The 17,965-nt window shown below is 66.3% G+C and carries 12 protein-coding genes; 9 read left to right on the plus strand and 3 right to left on the minus strand.

Going from position 1 to position 17,965, the window contains the following annotated elements; translation table 11 throughout:
* The 5 genes from G6035_RS15925 to G6035_RS15945 form a co-directional block, all read left to right on the plus strand.
* The coding region (locus G6035_RS15925; RefSeq protein ID WP_218063292.1) for a DNA methyltransferase at window positions 1–814 on the plus strand (814 nt) is incomplete at its 5' end.
* A 9-nt stretch (window positions 815–823) separates the two neighbouring features.
* Entirely contained in the window at window positions 824–3,550 is a 2,727-nt protein-coding gene (locus G6035_RS15930; RefSeq protein ID WP_176618089.1) for a DEAD/DEAH box helicase family protein, read from the plus strand.
* 42 nt (window positions 3,551–3,592) lie between these two features.
* The gene (locus tag G6035_RS15935; protein WP_176618090.1) at window positions 3,593–4,810 is read left to right on the plus strand and encodes a DUF3320 domain-containing protein; all 1,218 of its coding nucleotides are present in this window, start codon (window positions 3,593–3,595) and stop codon (window positions 4,808–4,810) included.
* 103 nt (window positions 4,811–4,913) lie between these two features.
* Complete coding sequence (gene secA2, locus G6035_RS15940) at window positions 4,914–7,244, plus strand: accessory Sec system translocase SecA2 (RefSeq protein ID WP_176618091.1); 2,331 nt, start codon at window positions 4,914–4,916, stop codon at window positions 7,242–7,244.
* An 80-nt stretch (window positions 7,245–7,324) separates the two neighbouring features.
* Window positions 7,325–7,888 carry a dihydrofolate reductase family protein gene (locus tag G6035_RS15945; RefSeq protein WP_176618092.1) on the plus strand — a complete coding sequence of 188 codons (564 nt, stop codon included), beginning with the start codon at window positions 7,325–7,327 and terminating at the stop codon, window positions 7,886–7,888.
* Here the strand turns inward: G6035_RS15945 and G6035_RS15950 are convergent.
* The 3 genes from G6035_RS15950 to G6035_RS15960 form a co-directional block, all read right to left on the minus strand.
* A complete protein-coding gene (locus G6035_RS15950; RefSeq protein WP_256883872.1) occupies window positions 7,885–8,634 on the minus strand; it encodes a M50 family metallopeptidase in 750 nt (249 codons plus the stop codon). The genes G6035_RS15945 and G6035_RS15950 overlap by 4 nt on opposite strands.
* A gap of 1,154 nt (window positions 8,635–9,788) precedes the next feature.
* Window positions 9,789–10,700: a serine protein kinase RIO gene (locus tag G6035_RS15955; RefSeq protein WP_176618093.1), complete on the minus strand. Its 912-nt coding sequence runs from the start codon at window positions 10,698–10,700 to the stop codon at window positions 9,789–9,791.
* 198 nt (window positions 10,701–10,898) lie between these two features.
* On the minus strand, window positions 10,899–11,612 hold the full coding sequence (locus tag G6035_RS15960) for a hypothetical protein (RefSeq protein WP_176618094.1): 714 nt from the start codon (window positions 11,610–11,612) through the stop codon (window positions 10,899–10,901).
* 218 nt (window positions 11,613–11,830) lie between these two features.
* Here G6035_RS15960 and pta point away from each other — a divergent pair, with 218 nt between their 5' ends.
* From pta to G6035_RS15980, 4 genes are all read left to right on the plus strand, one after another.
* Window positions 11,831–13,996: a phosphate acetyltransferase gene (pta, locus tag G6035_RS15965; protein WP_176618095.1), complete on the plus strand. Its 2,166-nt coding sequence runs from the start codon at window positions 11,831–11,833 to the stop codon at window positions 13,994–13,996.
* The gene (locus tag G6035_RS15970; protein WP_176618096.1) at window positions 13,996–15,129 is read left to right on the plus strand and encodes an acetate kinase; all 1,134 of its coding nucleotides are present in this window, start codon (window positions 13,996–13,998) and stop codon (window positions 15,127–15,129) included. Before pta ends, G6035_RS15970 begins: the two co-directional genes overlap by 1 nt.
* A gap of 384 nt (window positions 15,130–15,513) precedes the next feature.
* The gene (locus G6035_RS15975; protein WP_176618097.1) at window positions 15,514–16,890 is read left to right on the plus strand and encodes an ABC transporter substrate-binding protein; all 1,377 of its coding nucleotides are present in this window, start codon (window positions 15,514–15,516) and stop codon (window positions 16,888–16,890) included.
* 101 nt (window positions 16,891–16,991) lie between these two features.
* Entirely contained in the window at window positions 16,992–17,963 is a 972-nt protein-coding gene (locus G6035_RS15980) for a carbohydrate ABC transporter permease (protein WP_176618098.1), read from the plus strand.
* Window positions 17,964–17,965 lie beyond the last annotated feature (2 nt).

Genomic DNA, 17,965 nt, shown 5'->3' on the forward strand with positions numbered 1-17,965 from the left:
ACCAATGTCTCCCATTTCTTCGGAATTGAACATTGATGAAGTGGGGCGAACTGAGCATGGCAATAAGGAATTGGTCGCTCTATTTGGCGAGAAAGTCTTTTCGTTTCCAAAACCTTCGACTTTGATCCAATATTTCCTAAAAACTATGACGTCATCCGAATCGGTGATTCTTGACTTCTTCGCTGGTTCTGGTTCAACGGCCCATGCGGTCATGCAGCAGAATGCTGAGGATGGTGGCAACCGACGTTTCATTCTTGTGCAGCTTCCTGAAGCCACGGACAACCCGGAATTCCCCAAAATTTCAGACATCACCCGTGAACGTGTTCGTCGTGCCGGAACCAAAATCAAGGCCGAAGTTGGGCTTACGGGACAGGACCTTGATGTCGGTTTCCGCGCATTCAAACTGGGTGCTTCGAACTTCCGCAACTGGGATGTGGAGACGGATACTTTGCTGGCCGAGGACCTCGAAGCGTTCGTGGACAACATCAATACGAATGCTGACGACGACGGCATTGTTTATGAAATCCTGCTCAAGGCCGGAATCCGGCTGGACACCGACCTGCAGAAGGTCAGCATTGCCGGCGCCGACGTCACCCTGGCCATGGACGGGCTCGTGGCCGTCAGCGCCAATCGCGCCATCACCCAGGAGTTCATCGACGGGGTGCTGGCCCTGGAACCGCCGGTCCAGCAGCTGTATTTGCTCGATTCCGGGTTCGGCGACAATGATTCGCTCAAGGTCAACGCACGCCACCAGTTTGCCGCGCGCCGTTCGGACAGTGATCCGGACAAAGACGACGCCCTGCGGACGGTATAGGCGAAACCCATGAAGATTCAGTTTGACGCGACCCAGGCGTACCAACTTTCGGCGATTTCCGCCGTCGTCGACCTCTTTGAAGGACAGCCCCTGGCCCAGGGCACCTTTGAAAGCTCTTATGTCGAAGAAGGCGCGCTCCTCACAGAATCAGGGGTGGGCAACCGCCTCGTGATCTCCGACGACCAGCTACTGATCAATCTGCAGGCTGTCCAGGCAAACGAGAACAACCGTGTATTGGCCGGCGATCGAGACTCAGAGCTGGACATGAGCCATTCGGCAGACAAGTTGCTCTCTTGGGGCAACTTCAGCGTCGAAATGGAAACCGGCACGGGTAAAACCTACGTCTACCTGCGGACCATCCACACGCTGCGGAAGAAGTACGGTTGGCGGAAATTCATCATCGTGGTGCCTTCGGTGGCCATTCGGGAAGGCGTGCTCCAGAGCCTCAAGACCATGAAGGAACACTTCGCCGAAGTCTTCGAAAATCAGTCAATGGATGCATGGGTGTACCAGTCCAAGGACATCAACAAGGTGCGCAGCTTCAACCGGGACAATGATCTGAAGGTCATGGTCATGACGTTGGATTCCTTTAAGCGGGCCGGCAACGTCCTCTACAAGGACATTGAGGGGCTGGGCCAGGGGATTGACATGATTTCCCAAACCCGGCCGATCGTCATCATGGACGAGCCGCAAAAGATGGAGAGCAAAAAGAGCAAGGCCGCCATTGCGCAACTGCAGCCGCTCTTCACCCTGCGCTATTCGGCGACACACAAGGATCGCTACAACCAGATTCACCGGCTTGACCCGGTGCGGGCATACGATCTCGGTCTCGTCAAACAGATCATGGTCCGTTCCGTGCTGGCTGACCATGACTTGAATGCAACAAACATTCTGGTCAAGAGCATCGTGGCGCTGAAATCATCTGTACAGGCGACGCTGGTCATCGACTATCAAGGTCCGAAAGGAATCACCCAAAAGCCCTTCGTGGTCTCTAAACAGCGTACTGACCTGCAGGAACTCTCCGGTGGGCTGAGCCAGTATCGCGGTTGGGTTGTGGAAGACATCAATGCTTTGGACAAGACGGTGACGTTCGCCAACGACAGAACGTTGGCGGTCGGGGAGCAACAGAGCGCGGACCGGGACGCCATCATGAAGGCCCAGGTATTCGCAACCGTTGAAAAGCATCTCAAGCATGAGGAATTCTTGAGGACCCGGCTCACTGAACCGGGGGCGCGGGTCAAGGTTCTCTCCGTGATCTTCATCGACAGGGTGGCAAATTACGCCGGACCCACCGAGGCGGGGCCAAAGATCCGGCGCTGGTTCGAGCAGTCCTATGCCCAATTGAAGGGCGAGGAACGCTTTTCGAAGCTTGAGCTGCCGGACGTCGATCTGGTGCACGGCGGCTACTTCGCCAAAAGTAAGACTGGCACCGAAAAGGACACCAGCGGTGTCACAGCCGACGACCAGGCCATCTATGACGAGATCATGCGGGACAAGACCAAGCTGCTTGATTTGGACAATCCACGCCGGTTCATCTTCAGCCACTCCGCGCTGCGCGAAGGCTGGGACAACCCGAACGTCTTTCAAATCTGCACGCTCAACGAATCAAAGTCTGAGGACCGAAAGCGGCAGGAGATCGGACGCGGCCTGCGCCTCTCCGTCAACGAATCCGGTGTCCGCAGCTTTGATCCTCAAGTCAACAGGCTCACAGTCATTGCCAACGAGCACTACGAAGACTTTGCCAAGGCGCTGCAAAGCGAAATTGAGGAGGACACCGGCGTCAAGTTTGACGGCGGACGGGTCAAGAACGACCGCGACCAGGTGGAGGTCAAGATCAAGGTGGATCTGAAGAAGGATCCGAATTTCACAAAATTGTGGCACAGCATCCGCCCACGAACGCGCTACCAGGTGGGCGTGGACAGCGAAAAGCTGGTGGCCGACGTCGTTGGCAAGGTACAGACGCAGCTTGCCGTTGCTGCCCCCAAGATCCGCTATATGGACGCCTCAGTGGACATCACTGCCGGCACCGAACAGAAGCGTGGCGGCGTGGATGCGCACTTGGCAAGCATTCCCAAGGTGTACTCGGATGTGGCACCAAAGCAGCGCATTCCCGATGTGATTGGTTATCTCCAACGTGAGACCGGACTGACGCGGGCCACCGTGGCGAAAATTGTGGTGCAGTCCGGGCGGCTGGGCCAGCTCCACATCAACCCCCAAGGGGTCTTGGACCTGTTGGCGCGCACCATCAACGACAGCAAGGCGCGGCTCATGGTCGAGGGAATCCGCTATTCCAGAATCGACCGGGAAGACCCCAACTTCGAATGGGAGCTGGACACCATCGAGGAGGGCCAGGGCCCAGTCGACAGTAAGTACCTGGAAGAGGTGGAGTTCTCCATCTACAGCCATGTGCGCTACGACTCCAAGGTGGAGCAAGACTTCGCCAAGGCGCTGGATGACATGTACGACGACGTTCTTACGTACTTGAAGCTGCCGGCCAAGTTCAAGGTTCCCACGCCCCTAGGCAGCTACAACCCCGACTGGGCCATCCTGCGCAAGGAAACCCATGAAGGACGCGAAATTGAGGTGTCGCTTGTGGCCGAGACAAAGTCTACGACCAACATCGACGAACTGCACCCGGATGAGAAGGCGAAAATCCTGTGCGGCCGCGCCCATTTCAAGGCCATCGATGTGGCGTACAAGGGACCCGTGGTCACGGTGGAGGACTTGGAGCGGTAGCACGGGCCAGGATGTCAGACCCCGTACTTACAGTTTCGAGTAATGGAAAAACACAAATCTGGGGGCATGGGCATGACACCGAATGAGGCAGTAAACAACGCGATTGCGATCTTGGGCCAGGGGTTGGATGCCCACATCCGAAAGGTTATGGACCCCATCATCGGAGGAACGGAATGGCCAGTGGTTTTGCGCGAATTGGATGTGAACCGTGGCAAGGTCGGATATGAATATCAGAGCCACGACGTCGCGCTGCAATTGCGCATGGTCACTGAGCGGCTGGGCGCCATTGGGTTTCCCTTCGACAAGGGTGACCGCAACCGCACAATGAGTTGCTACGGCGGAATACTGCGGATATTCCGCAAGCGCTGGGCCCACAACGACGAGTTCAGCCACTTTGACGCCACTCACTTCCTCGACACTGTCCGGATTGTCTTGAACCACATCGGCGATGGCCAACGGTCGGGGGACGTGGCCGCAGTGCATGCCAGCCTTGTCGATGATTTGGTCAAGGAAGATGCCGAGCCCGCGGTTGCGCTGGACGTGCATGCCGTCGATGTGTCGAAGGCCGTGGACTCCGACGGGTGTCATGACTCGTACATCCCAGGAGAGCTCCATTGCGATGTGTTCATTGACCCGCCGTCATTCCCGACGTTCGGACAGTTGAGCCCAGCCACCCATGAGACCAGATGGGAGCCGTGGGACGTGTCACTCATGGGGGACCCTGACACTTTGGACCGGTTGCGGACGAAGGACAGCCAACAGAAAGTTCGGGCTGTTGTCGAGGACATTGTGGATGCAGAGGCACCCATCCACATTGAGCGTTTGGCCAAGCTGGTGGGGTACGCCTTTGGGCTGAAGCGGGTCGGCAAGGACCGCGTAAAAAGCATTGTGCACCAAGTTGGGAAGTCTTCGGTTTTTCGCGATGATTTCGGTTTTGTCTGGCCGGAAAACGTTGAGCCCCAGAAGTGGCTGCTGTACCGCAGCTGCGCGGAAGGCGAGCGGGATTTTGACGAGGTGAGCCCCATTGAATTGGCCAACGCGATTGTTGCGGAACTGACGGGAAAGGGTGACGCCGCATTGGATGACTTGCGGTACGCCGTTCTGAATGCTTTTGGACGTAAAAAGGTTACAAAGAATTCCAGACTTCAGTTCGGCAAGGGGCTGGCGCAGGCCCGCGAATTCGGCCGGGTGGTTGAAGATGGCGGCGTAATCAGTCTCGCTGAGGTCGCAGGCAGTGGTGCAGGCCTCGCCGCCGTATAGCGGCCGTAGATTGACCGGCTCGCCGCCGTGTTGCCGCCCGCCCGGAGCCGCGGGTACGTTGGAAGGACCACAGGCTGGATCCGCCCCAACGACTCGAGGCACCGTGCGCTTCCCCCGGCAATTCAAGAACTGGCTGTTCAACACCCCCGGCCTCGCGGAGACGGCCACATTCAGCGGGGCCGCCGGCCGTGCCGCCGAACGCGCGGCGGCCGCCAGCCCCCGGGAGGGCCTGGCCCAGGCACAGGACATCGTCCGGCAGCTCGCCACGGAAGGCCACAAGCCGTGGACCGGGCAGCGCCTGGAGGACTACCTCTTTAGCGCGCGCATCCTGGCCGGCCAGGCGCTGGGCATGGTGCCCTTTGACACCCAGCTGCTCGCCGCCGCCACCATGCTGCAGGGCACCGTGGTGGAGATGGACACCGGCGAGGGCAAGACCCTCGTGGGCGCGCTCGTGGCGGCCGCCCAGGCCCTGGGCGGCCGCCGCGTCCATGTCCTGACGGTCAATGACTACTTGGCGCAACGGGACGCAGCCTGGATGGGGCCCTATTACGAGGCCCTGGGCATCACGGCCGCGTCGGTGACCTCCGCCGGCACCCCGGAGGGGAAACGGCAGGCGTACCGGGCCGGCGTCTTGTACGTCTCCGTCAACGAACTCGGCTTCGACGTCCTGCGCGACCGCAGCCGCACCGCACCGGACCAAGCCGTGCTGCAGCCCTTTGACGCGTGCATCGTGGACGAGATCGATTCGGTGCTGGTGGACGAGGCCGTGGTCCCGCTGGTCCTGGCCGGCCGGGCGCGCAGCGAACTGCAGGGCGTGGACGTGGCGGATTTTGTCCGGGGGCTGGAGCCCGGCACCGACTACACCGTGGAAGCGGACCGGCGGAACGTTTCGCTGACCGACGCCGGGATCGGGCGCGCCGAGGCGAGGTGGCCCGGTGTCGAGCTTTACTCGGCGGAGGGCACGCCCCTGTTTTCCTCCATCAACACGGCACTGCACGCCGAGGTGCTCCTGCAGCGGGACGTCGACTACATCGTGCGTGACGGCCAGGCCCAGATTGTCTCCGATTCCCGCGGCCGGGTGGCGCAGGGGCAGCGCTGGCCCGACGGGCTGCAGGCGGCCGTGGAGACGAAGGAAGGGCTGCTGAAGACCGAACAGGGCGAGGTCCTGGACCAGCTGCTGGTGCGCGACCTGGTTCGTTCCTTCGCCACCGTCACCGGCATGAGCGGCACCGCCGTGGCCGTCGCCGAATACCTGCGCACCCACTACCTGCTCGACGCCGGCCAGATCCCGCCGCACAAGCCGTGCATCCGCCAGGACCTGCCCGAGCGCATCTATGCCACAGCGGAACAGCGCGACGCCGCCGTCGTCGAGGCGGTCGTGGCCGCCCATGCCGCGGGGCGGCCGGTCCTCCTGGGGACGCACGACGTCGCCGCCTCCGAACGCTTCGCCGCCGCCCTGGGCGTACGGAACGTGGACTGCCAGGTCCTCAATGCCCGCAACGACGCGCTGGAGGCCGGCATCATTGCCGAGGCGGGGCGGAAGCACGCCGTCACGGTCTCCACGCAGATGGCCGGGCGCGGCACCGACATCCTGCTCGGCGGCAAGGGGGCCGGCACGGCGGCGCACGGCGAGGTGGCGGCGCTGGGCGGGCTGCTGGTGGTCATCGCGGGCCGGTTCTGGTCGCCCCGGCTGGACGCGCAGCTCCGCGGCCGCGCCGGCCGGCAGGGCGATCCCGGCGCCAGCATCATCTACTCCAGCATCGAGGACCCGGCGGCCAACGGGCAGGAGGTCCACGGCCTGGAACTGAGCAGTTCCCTCGCCGGGGAAGCGGACGACGCCGGCCTCGTCACCCGGGCGGGCGTGTCCCGGCTGCTGGACCGCACCCAGCGCCTCGCCGAGCAGGAGCGCTTCACGACGCAGGAAAATTCCTGGAAGTACAACGAGCTCATCGCCTACCAGCGGCGCGTGGTCCTGGCCGAACGCGACCGCATCCTCACGGACGACGCGGCAGCCATGGAACCGTTTGGCGGGGTGCAACGACTGGGGGAGCTGCGCCGTTCACTCGGTGCGGGGGAACTGGTGCGCGCCTGCCGGCAGATCATGCTGTTTGAACTCGATGCGCACTGGAGCGACCACCTGGCCCTGCTGTCCGAGCAGCGCGCCGCCATCCACCTGCGCGCCCTGGGCCGGCAAAACCCGCTGGATGAATACCGGCGCGAAACCATCTTCGCCTTCGAGGGGTTTTTGGACAGGGCCGCGGACAGCGCCCGGGAAACCCTGGCGGGCCTGGCCGTGGTGGACGGTGCCGCGGACCTGGCGGCGGCGGGCGTGCGCCGGGCGTCGTCCACGTGGACCTACGTGGTGGATGAGAACCCGTTCGCGAGCCAGGGCGACGCTGCGGTGAAATGGCTGCTGAAAAAGCTGGGCAAATAGGCTGCCGCAACGCGGCGAAAAGGCGAATACTTGAGGCACCGGCATGTACACCGCAACGCCGTCTTGAAGGGGAGGCCGCCGTGGCGCAACTCCATTACGCCGCCATCATGTCGCTGGACGGCTACATCAACGACGCCGACGGCAATTTTGACTGGGGCGTGCCGGACGACGACGAGCATGCGTTCATCAACGGCCTGGAACGCCCCATCGGCACCTACCTGTACGGACGCCGCCTGTACGAGACCATGAAGGTCTGGGAAACCATGTACGGGCAGACGGACCTGACCCGCGTGGCGCGCGACTTTGCCAACCTGTGGCACCTGGCGGACAAGGTCGTGTATTCGCGGACCCTGACGCAGGCGGACACCGCCAGGACCCGCATCGAGACCGCCTTTGACCCGGACGCCGTGCGCGCCCTGAAGGCCGACGCCGGTGCGGACCTCTCCGTGGGCGGCGCCGGGCTGGCGGGGCAGGCCTTCGCCGCCGGGCTGGTGGACCAGGTCCACCTGTTCATCGCCCCCATCATCGTCGGCGCCGGGACCCGCGCCCTGCCCGACGCCGTCCGGACCCGGCTGGAACTGCTGGACCGGCGCAGCTTCGACAACGGCGTCGTCCATCTCCACTATGCGGTGCGTGGCGGCTAGGCCACCATCCCCCACAGCAGCCAGGCGGACGATGCGGCGCAGGCGGCGATGACCAGGGCAAACCCGGCCAGCCACACGAAGGACGGGACGCCCGTGGAGCGGGAGAGGATCCAGGCGTCGGAGCTGGCCAGCCGGTTCCGGCGGCTGGTGTGCACGGCCGCCACCTTGAAGAAGTCGCGCACCGACCCCACACCCAGGGCGATGCCGAGGGCAAGGACCACATAGCTGACCGTTGCGGGGCCGGCCAGCATCACGAGTGCCTGGGCCACGGCCGCGCTGGCCAGGGCCACCAGGATGCCGGTGGCGTTGCGCAGGAACACCAAGGCCACGAGCAGCACCAGGGCGCCGATGGACATGGCGGCGCCGGCCCATCCCGCCGTCACAGACCAGACCAGCGCCGCGCCCACCACGGCCGGGGCCGGGTAGCCCCAAAAGCCGGACCACGTGGCGCTGAAGCCGCGCCGGCCGCTGCTGACCAGCTGCCCGGAATGGTCCAGTCCGATCGTCAGCCCGTGGATGTAGCGGCCGGCCATGAGAGCGGCGAAAGCATGGCCGAGCTCGTGCACAAACGTCACGTACAGCCCGAACCAGCGCCACGACGCGCGCGGGATGCTCAGCACGACGGCGGCCGCCACAATTGCCGCCAGCACGGAAACGGGCACGGCGGGCGCGGAGCTGCGGACAAATCCGGCCAGCACGGCGTGCCACCAGTCGGCGGCGGCGTTGAGCGGTTGGTCAATGTTCACCGTGGAAGCCTATGCCACCAGGCTGGGTGCCCGTGTCCATCCGCTGGGCGTGAAACCACTTGCCCGCCCGGCGCCAGGCAGGGTTGGGTGGAACCCATGGCCAACATCCTGACCCTCGGCGGCGCCGCGTGGCTGGGCCGGACCATCGCGGAACGGGCCCTGGCCGCCGGGCACCGCGCCACCTGCCTGGCCCGCGGGGAATCCGGCGGGTCACCGGCAGGCGCGGCCGCCGTCGTGGTGGACCGTGGCGGGCCCGGCGCCTACGCCCGGCCCGCCACGGAGCACTGGGATCTGCTGGTGGGACTGCCCAGGACCCCGCCCATGCCCGGACCGCCGTGGAGGCCCCCTCGCCCCGGGCCCGGCGGTGGGTCCTGGTGTCCTCGTGCTCCGTCTACGCCGACCACTCCGTCCCGGGCGCCCGCGAGGACGCCGTGCTGCTCCGGCCGCTGGAGTCCACGCAGGCCGACGGTCCGGAGCTGTACGGGGAGGCCAAGTCGGGGTGCGAACGGCTGACCAGGGCGACCCGCGGGGACGGGGCGCTGGTGGTCCGGTCCGGGCTGATCGGCGGCCCCGGAGACCCCACCGGCCGCAGCACGTACTGGCCGCTGCGCCTGGCGGACCGGCGGGAACCGGTGCCGGCACCCTGGCAGGACGGCGGCGGCCACCGGCAGTACGTGCAACTCATCGACGTCCGCGACCTCGCCGCCTTTATCCTGCAGGCCGGGCTGGCCGGCCGCACGGGTGCCGTCAATGCGGTGCGGGCCGCCGTGCCGCTGGCCGCCGCGCCCATTTCGGCCCGGGAGGCCGCCACCACCAACCCTCAGCTTGCCCCCTACCCGCTGTCCGCCATGGACGACGACGGCGTAGGGCCCTGGAGCGGGCCGCGGTCCCTGCCGCTCGTGTTGCCGTTGGACGGGGGCTACGCTGGTTTTGCGCAGCGCTCCGATGCCCGGGCGCTGGAGTGGGGCCTGGTGCGGCGCCCGCTCGCGGAGACGTTCGGCGACATCATCGCCGCCGAGGCGCCGTGGGCCGGGCGCCAGCTTGCCTCCGGGCCCGGCGCGGCGGACGAGGCGGAACTCATCGAATCCGCCCGGCTGAGGGGTGTCCGCCCCGGCGCCTGGACGGGGCCGCAGTGGAACGAAGGCCGCCCCGTCTCACCAGGCGGCGGCGAGGAGCTCGCCCAGGAGGGCGCCGTCGTCGGCCTCCAGTCCGCGGGAGGCGAACCAGGTGCACATGTTCCGGCAGTCGCGGGCCAGCAGCTCCGTGGCCTGCAGGTTTCCGGCCAGGTCCACCAGCTGCGGCAGGTCGATGACCACCAGGCGGTCACCGGCGGCCAGCACGTTGTAGGGGGAGAGGTCGCCGTGGGCAAAGCCCATCCGCGCGAAGCCAAGCATGGCCTCCACCACCTGTTCCCAGTACCCGCGCAGCTGCACGGGCCCCGGGTGGGTGGACTGCAGGCGCGGCGCGGCCGCCCCGGGGTGGGCGGGATCCCCGATGAACTCCATCATGATCTCTGTCCCGAAGATCTGGACCGGGTAGGGAACGGGAATGCCGGATTCGTGTGCCAGGCGCAGGTACGTCCATTCGGCGTCGGCCCAGCGTGCGGCTTCCACGGCCCGGCCGTACGTGCTCCCGCCCTTGATGGCGCGGGCGTCGCGGGATCGCCGCACGGAACGCCCCTCGGTGTAGGCCTCCGAGCGGTGGAACAGGCGTTGGTCCGCGGACCGGTAGCGCTTGGCGGCGAGCAGTGCGCTGCGGGACCCGGTGGCGCGTTCCACGAGGAAAACGTCCGCCTCCTTGCCCGTCTTCAGCACGCCGAGGTCGGTGTCAACGGCCGCGGCGTCCTCGATGACAAAGTCCGGATAGGGTGCGGGCCCGCGCATGAGCCTTTCGAGCTCGGGCCAGGTGGACCACCGCTGGTTTTCGGCCAGGGAATCGTCCAGCACGTTCCAGTCGGCTGGGCGGGGATCCGGGTCAAAGCTGTCGCGCGGGGGCGTGCGGCGGCGGAGCTTGATGGGTGAAAAAGAGGGTGTTTCGAGGTGCTGTTGGTCAGCAGAAAACTTCATGGGTGAATCGACTCCTGTGGAAGGACAAGCTGATGTTTTGGGCGCGAACGGCTGCACGAACATTCATGGGGTCCTCCTTAGGGTCGAATACCGGCAAGTTTGCGGAACACTGCCAGTTGACCACGCGCCGGCGCGGGGTGTCAACGAAAATTGTGCTGCCGGGCGGTGGTTGCCGAAAGCGCGGGGCGGCCATGGCGCTCAGGAGCCCGGCGGCACCAGGGCTTCGCTGCGCAGCCGGCCCCACGCGACGAAACCGAACACCGCTACTGCCGCCTGTGCCATGAACAGGAAGATCAGCACCGAGCCCTGCGCGGACAGGGCTGTACCGCCAAGGGACGCCACGGAGGAGGCGGCAATCGGGAGCCACGACCAGCGGGAGCGGGCGGCAAGCCCCACGAGTCCTGCGGGCAGCAGCCCGGTGAGGAAGCCCGAGGCGAGGACGGTGGCAGTGGGGAAGCGGGAGAGGCCGCCGGGGCCGGCCAGGCTCCCGTAAAGGGCCAGCGCTGGCAGCAGGGAGGCGGCGGCAAAAACCACCGCCACCAGCACCGGTGCCGCCAGGTCGGCCGGGCGGAATCGGCGCAGGGCGAGGTCCCGCACCAGCGGCCCGGACAGGGGCGCCTTGCGAAACCAGGCCAACCCGTACAGCGCGGCGCCAACGCCCACCAGCGGCGCGATCCAGGAAGCGGCCACATAGGGCAGCAGGCTGCCGGACGAAAGCGGCAGGCCCAGGGAAATCGTGAAGAACGCTGCCGGAATTTCCAGCGCAAACGATCCCACGGCCAGCCACCAGCCGACCTCAACCCGCCGGACCAGCAGGGCAAGGCCGGTGCACATGATCAGGGTCCCCAGGAGCCGGAACGCCAGGGAAAAGGCCTGCGAGGGGTCCGTGACCTGGCCAAACAAGATGTCCATGCCCCAACCCTATGCGTCCGGGTGTACGCGCGGACGGCCCGCCCGGAGCCCAGCTGCAGCGGCCCGGCATTGGGAGCCGCAGCCGCGGTCCCCGGGGCCATGTCTGTGACGGCTTCAACATCATTTTCCAGAACCGGGGTGATCCGCACTGCTTTGTCCCCCCGTCGGGGCCGCGCCGTGCTTGGATGGGAGAACACGGACGAAAGGCGGCCCTGACCATGACCCGCGGTATTTACATCAGCGCCACGACCCCCGGCTCCGGCAAGACGCTTGTCTCACTGGGCCTTGCCGACGCCCTGCACCGGCATGCCGACAGGATCGGCTTTTTCCGGCCCATCACCGCCGGTGCCGAACCCGATCCCACGGTGGCCATGCTCAGGCGCATTTACAGGCTCGACGCCGGGGTGTGCCGCAGCGGCATGAGCGGCGCCGAGGCGCGGGCACTCCTGGCGGCCGGCGAGCGCGCCGAAATCGATGCGCGCTGCGTGGAAATCTACAGCGACATCGCCAAGAAGTGCGACGTGGTCATTGTGGAGGGAACGGACCTTACCGGCCAGGACGCGGCCGTTGAATTCGACCTCAACGCCCGCCTGTCCAACAACCTGGGCCTGCCCGTGCTCGCCGTCGTTGGCGCCCGCGGCCTGACGGTGGAGGAAACGGCCGACGCCGTGGACGTGGCCCGCAAGGAACTCGTGGCGGCAAACTGCTCCCTGCTGGCCATGATGGTCAACCGTGCCGAACCGGGCGAAGCGGCGGCCATCAAGGCGGCCGTCCGTCCCGGCGCCAGCAGCCGTCCCGTCTACGTCATCCCGGAAATCCCCGAAATCTCCCTGCCCACGGTCGGCGAGGTGGCCGCGGCCCTGCAGCTGCGCCAAATCGCCGGCAGCCCCGAGATGGACCGCGACGTCCGCGCCATCAAGGTCGCCGCCATGACCGTGGGAAACTTCCTCCACCTGCTCGAAGCGAACGACCTGGTGATCGTCCCCGGCGACCGCGCCGACGTCATGGTTGCCTCCCTGGCCTGCGCTTTCTCGCCCGAATTCCCCGTCCCCGGCGGCATGATCCTCACCGGCGGTCTGGCCCCGGACCCCAATGTGCTCCCCATCCTGGCGCACGCGCCCTTCCCGGTCTTTACGAACGACGACGACACCTACAGTTCCGCGCGCGCCGTCAGCGAGGTGCGCAGCGAGATCCATTCGGGCCAGCGGAGGAAAGTGGCGGCGGCGATGGGGGCCTGGTCGCGCAGCGTGGACGAGGCGGAACTGCTCGAACGGGTGTCCCTGCCCCGCCCGGCCACCATGACGCCGCTGCGCTTCCTGCATGAGCTCGTCGAACGGGCCCGCAGCGACCGGAAGCGGATCGTTCTGCCGGAAGGCAACGACCCCCGGGTGCTGCAGGCGGCCGAGATCCTGCAACGGCGCGACGTGTGCGGGCTGGTGCTGCTGGGCAGGCCGCAGGCCGTCCGGGAGCTGGCCGCCGCCCACGGGGTGGACCTGGACGGAGTGGAGATCATTGACCCGGAGGCCTCGCCACTGCGCGAAAGCTTCGCGGTGGAGTACCAGCGGCTACGCGCCCACAAGGGCGTGGACCTGGCGAGGGCGCGGGAGGTCATGGCGGACGGGTCCTACTTTGGCACCATGATGGTCCAGCTGGGCCACGTGGACGGCATGGTCTCCGGGGCCGCCCACACCACCGCCAACACCATCCGCCCCGCCCTCGAATTCGTCAAGACCCGCCCCTGCGTCAGCATCGTCTCCTCCGTGTTCCTGATGCTGCTGGCGGACCGGGTCCTGGTCTATGGCGACTGCGCCGTGAACCCCGAACCCAACGAGGAACAACTGGCGGACATCGCCGTCGCGTCCGCGGAGACCGCCTTGCAGTTTGGCGTGGAGCCGCGCATCGCCATGCTCTCCTACTCCACGGGAGGCTCCGGTTCCGGCTCGGCCGTGGACCAGGTGCGCCGGGCCACGGCGCTGGCCCGGGCCGCCCGCCCGGACCTGGCCATCGAGGGCCCCATCCAGTACGACGCCGCCGTGGACGCCTCGATTGCCGCGTCCAAACTGCCCGCCTCCGAGGTGGCCGGGCAGGCGACGGTGTTCATCTTCCCGGACCTGAACACCGGCAACAACACCTACAAGGCGGTGCAGCAGTCCTCCGGCGCCGTGGCCGTCGGGCCCGTGTTGCAGGGCCTGAACAAGCCGATCAACGACCTCTCCCGCGGCTGCACCGTGGAGGACATCGTCAACACCGTGGCCATCACCGCCATCCAGGCCCAAGGGGCGCCGGTGGTTGAGCCTGGGGCGCCGGTGGTTGAGCCTGGCGAAACCAAGGCCCCGGCAAGCCCGGCCGGCCGGGCCCCGAGCAGTGAAACGAAGGAATCTTAATGCGCGTTCTTGTCATCAACTCCGGCTCCTCCTCCCTGAAATACCAGGTGCGGGACACCACCACCGGCGAAGTCCAGGCGGGCGGGCTGATTGAGCGCATCGGCGAGGGCGCCGGCGGCCCGGCCAACCACGGCGTCGCCATGGACCAGGTGGCGGCCGAGCTGGAAGGCGTGCTGGCGGAAAAGCCGCTGGACGCCGTCGGACACCGTGTGGTCCACGGCGGGGAACGCTTTGGCGAACCGGTGCTGGTCAACAATGAGATCACCCGGGCCATCGAACGGCTGAACCCGCTGGCACCGCTGCACAACCCCGCGAACGTGCTGGGCATCCGGGCCATCACCGCCAAGTGGCCCGGGATGCCGCAGGTGGCTGTGTTCGACACCGCCTTCCACCGCACGCTGCCCGAACACGCCTGGCGCTACGCCGTGCCGGATTTCCTGTACCGCCAATACGGGATCCGCCGCTACGGCTTCCACGGGACCTCGCACGAATTCGTCACCGGACGGGCGGCGGAGCTGCTGGGCATCCCGCTGGCGGAGTTCAACGCGGTGGTGGCCCACCTGGGGAACGGCGTGTCGCTGTCCGCCATCCAGGGCGGAGCCAGTGTGGACACGTCGATGGGCTTCACCCCGTTGGAGGGCCTGGTCATGGGCACCCGCAGCGGCGACCTGGACCCCTCCATCCTCATCTACCTTCAGCGCCAGGGCCTGTCCGCCGATGAGATCGACACCATGCTCAACCGCGAATCCGGGCTCAAGGCGCTTGCCGGCAACAATGACATGCGCGCCATAGTGGACTCCGCAGAATCGGGGGACAGGCGGGCGCAGACCGCCCTGGACGTCACGGCGCACCGGCTGGCGAAGTACATTGGCGGCTACCATGTGGCGGTGGGCGGCGCGCAGGCGCTTATCTTCACGGCCGGGATCGGGGAAAACTCCTCAGCGTTCCGGGCGCGGGTGGTGGGCCGGCTCGGGGCCCTGGGACTTGTGCTCGACGCCGAGGCGAACCTGGTGCGCTCCGGCTCGCCCCGGGTGGTCAGCGCCCCCGGCTCGGCATTTCCGGTGCTCGTGGTGCCCACGGACGAGGAGCGCGCCATCGCCGAGGCGACGGCCGCCGTCGTGCAGGGCGGGTAGGGCGCCCTCCCCTTGACAGGGACTGGGCAGCGTTCCAGAGTTAAAGGTGGCCCACACGAGCATGCCGGCCGGTCACGAGCGAGGCTGGAACACATGGAATTCATGCAAGGAAGTGCAGCATTCCAGGTGAGGCCTGACGTCGAAAGCGGCCGCCAACCCCGTTGGCCCCGCCCACGCGCCAGCCCCTAGGAGCATCCGGCCCCCGCCGCCGGGCCCGGCATTGGCCGCCCGGCACACCATCACTCCACCCGAGGTGCCGCAGAAGCACTCAATCAGGACACCGCCCCCAGGGGCGGCGCGTGGCATGCTGCGGCGCAAGCCACCGGTCCCGGTCGTCGAGCCCGGGACCTGGCACAAGTCGAGAAGAGTGAATCGAGAATTCCAATGCGCAACGTACACGTGCACCGCCACCCGGGACGGTCCTTGCGGCCGGCCTCACTGCGGGCCGCGGCTTTGGCCGCCGTCGCCATGACGGCGGTGGTTCTGGGCGGGTGCAGTTCCTCGCCGGGCAGCAGCAACGCCACATCCTCCAGCGCCGCCACTGTCGCGGCGCCCGGAACGGCCAATTCGGGAAACATCACCTGGTGGGCCAGCCCCATCACCTCCAGCGGCGCCGATCCCCGCACGGTGCTGGTCACGGCCTTTGAAAAGGCCTACCCGGACATCAAGGTGAAGCTGATTTCCGCCCCCACCGACACCGACACCAACCGCGCCACACTGACCACGCAGATTTCCGGCGGTGCCGGACCCGACGTCTACATGGGCGACGTCATTTGGCCGGCACAATTCGCCGCCCACCAGCTGGCCGACCCGCTGTCGAAGTACCTGCCTGCCAGCTACTTTGGCACCTTCGCCCCCGGGCTGGTGGCCGGGGCCACCTACAAGGGCCAGGTCTACGGGGCCCCGTTCTTCGAGGACCAGGGCTTCCTGTACTACCGCAAGGACCTGCTCGCCAAGAACAACATGAAGGTGCCCACCACGTGGGAGGAGCTGATGACGGATTCAAGGACGATCCAGTCCAAGGGCGAAGCCCAGTACGGCTACGTCTTCCAGGGTGCGTCCTACGAGGGAGCCACCTGCAACTTCATGGAATTCCTGACCGACGCCGGCGGTGCCGTCCTCAACAAGGACTCCACCTCCTCCGCCGTCAACAGTGCCGCAGCCTTGAAGGCCTTGAAGTTTGAACAGGAACTGGTCACCAGCGGCGTGAGCCCGAAGGCCGAATCGACCTATCAGGAACTGCAGTCGATGAACGAGTTCTCCGCCGGCAAGTCGGTGTTCCTGCGCAACTGGGACTACGGCTATTCCACGTCCCAGGCGGCAGGGTCCGCCGTGGTCGGCAAGGTGGGCGTGGCCCCCATGCCGACCTTCGGCGGCGAGTCCACACCCGGCTATTCGAACATTGGCGGCTGGAACCTGTATGTGAACCCGCACAGCCAGAATGTTGCGGCGGACCTGACCTTCATCAAGTGGATGACAGGCAATGACGCCCAGAAGATCCTGGCCACGCAGTTCTCCGAGATCCCGACCAACCAGGCCGTCCGGACGTCCGCGGACGTCATCAAGAGCAACGCCGTCCTGGCCGTGGTGCCGCAGACCAAGCTGGTCCCGCGGCCTGCCCAGACCCCGTTCTACCCGCAGGTCAGCACCGCCATCTACACCAATGTCAGTGCCGTCCTGGCCGGTTCAAAGACGCCGGCAACAGCATTGAAGGATGCTGACTCGGCCATCAATTCCGCCCTGTCCGGCGGCGGCCTGTAAACGGACCCCGGGCCAGCCGGCGGGCAGCCCCCGCCGGCGGGCCCGGCATTCCGGGTGCCATGGCCGGCCATGGCCGGTTTCCCAATTCGTCAGGAGTCACAATGTCCACTGACAGGGCGGCGACGCCCCCATCGCTCACCAGCCGCAGGACCCTGCCGCCGGAGACGGTCCGAAAAAAGGACGTCAACAGGCGGCGGATGGCACGGCTTGGCTGGTACTTTTCAACCCCTGCGCTGCTCGTGGTGGCCGCCGTCACGATCTTCCCGGTGGTTTTCTCGCTGGTCATGAGCTTCAGCAACGTCCAGGTGCTCGGCAGCGGCTTCCAGCTCAGCGGCCTCACCCTGGGCAATTTCCACACGGTGTTCGGCAGCGTCAAATGGCGCTACGCCCTGGGCTTCACCGTCCTCTACACGGTGGTGACCGTCACCGTGGAGGTGGTGCTCGGGACCATGATTGCCCTGGTTTTGGAGCACCTGCGGGCCCTGCGCGGGTGGATGATGGCCCTGTTGCTGATCCCGTGGTCGCTGATCACCGTCATCTCCGCCCAGCTGTGGAATTACATCTACGACCCCACCTACGGCGCCGCCGACGCGATCTTCAGCGCGGTGGGCCTGGGCCATCCGGTCATCCTGGGCAGCAATGCCTCGGCCGTCATCGCCATGATGGTGGCCGACATCTGGAAGACCACGCCGTTTGTGGCCATCATCGTCCTGGCCGGGCTGGTCATGCTGCCCGGGGACGTGTACGAGGCAGCGGAGGTGGACGGCTCCAACGGCTGGCAGACCTTTTGGCGCATCACGCTGCCACTGCTGCGCCCCACCATCGCCCTGGCGGTGCTGTTCCGCATCCTGCAGGCCTTTGGATTGTTTGACCTGCCGTTTGTCCTGACGCAGGGCGGGCCCGGATACGCGACCACCTCGCTGGCCGTGCTCGGCTACCAGGCCATGTTCACCAACCTGTCGTTCGGCCCCGGCGCCGCGGTCGCCGTGACCACGGCGGCCCTCGTCGTCATCGGGTGCATCCTCTTCCTGCGGGTGTTCCGGGCACAGGTCAACGAAGGGGAGGAATCCTAGCC

The sequence above is a fragment of the Arthrobacter sp. SDTb3-6 genome (genome assembly GCF_013376095.1).
Classification (GTDB): domain Bacteria; phylum Actinomycetota; class Actinomycetes; order Actinomycetales; family Micrococcaceae; genus Specibacter.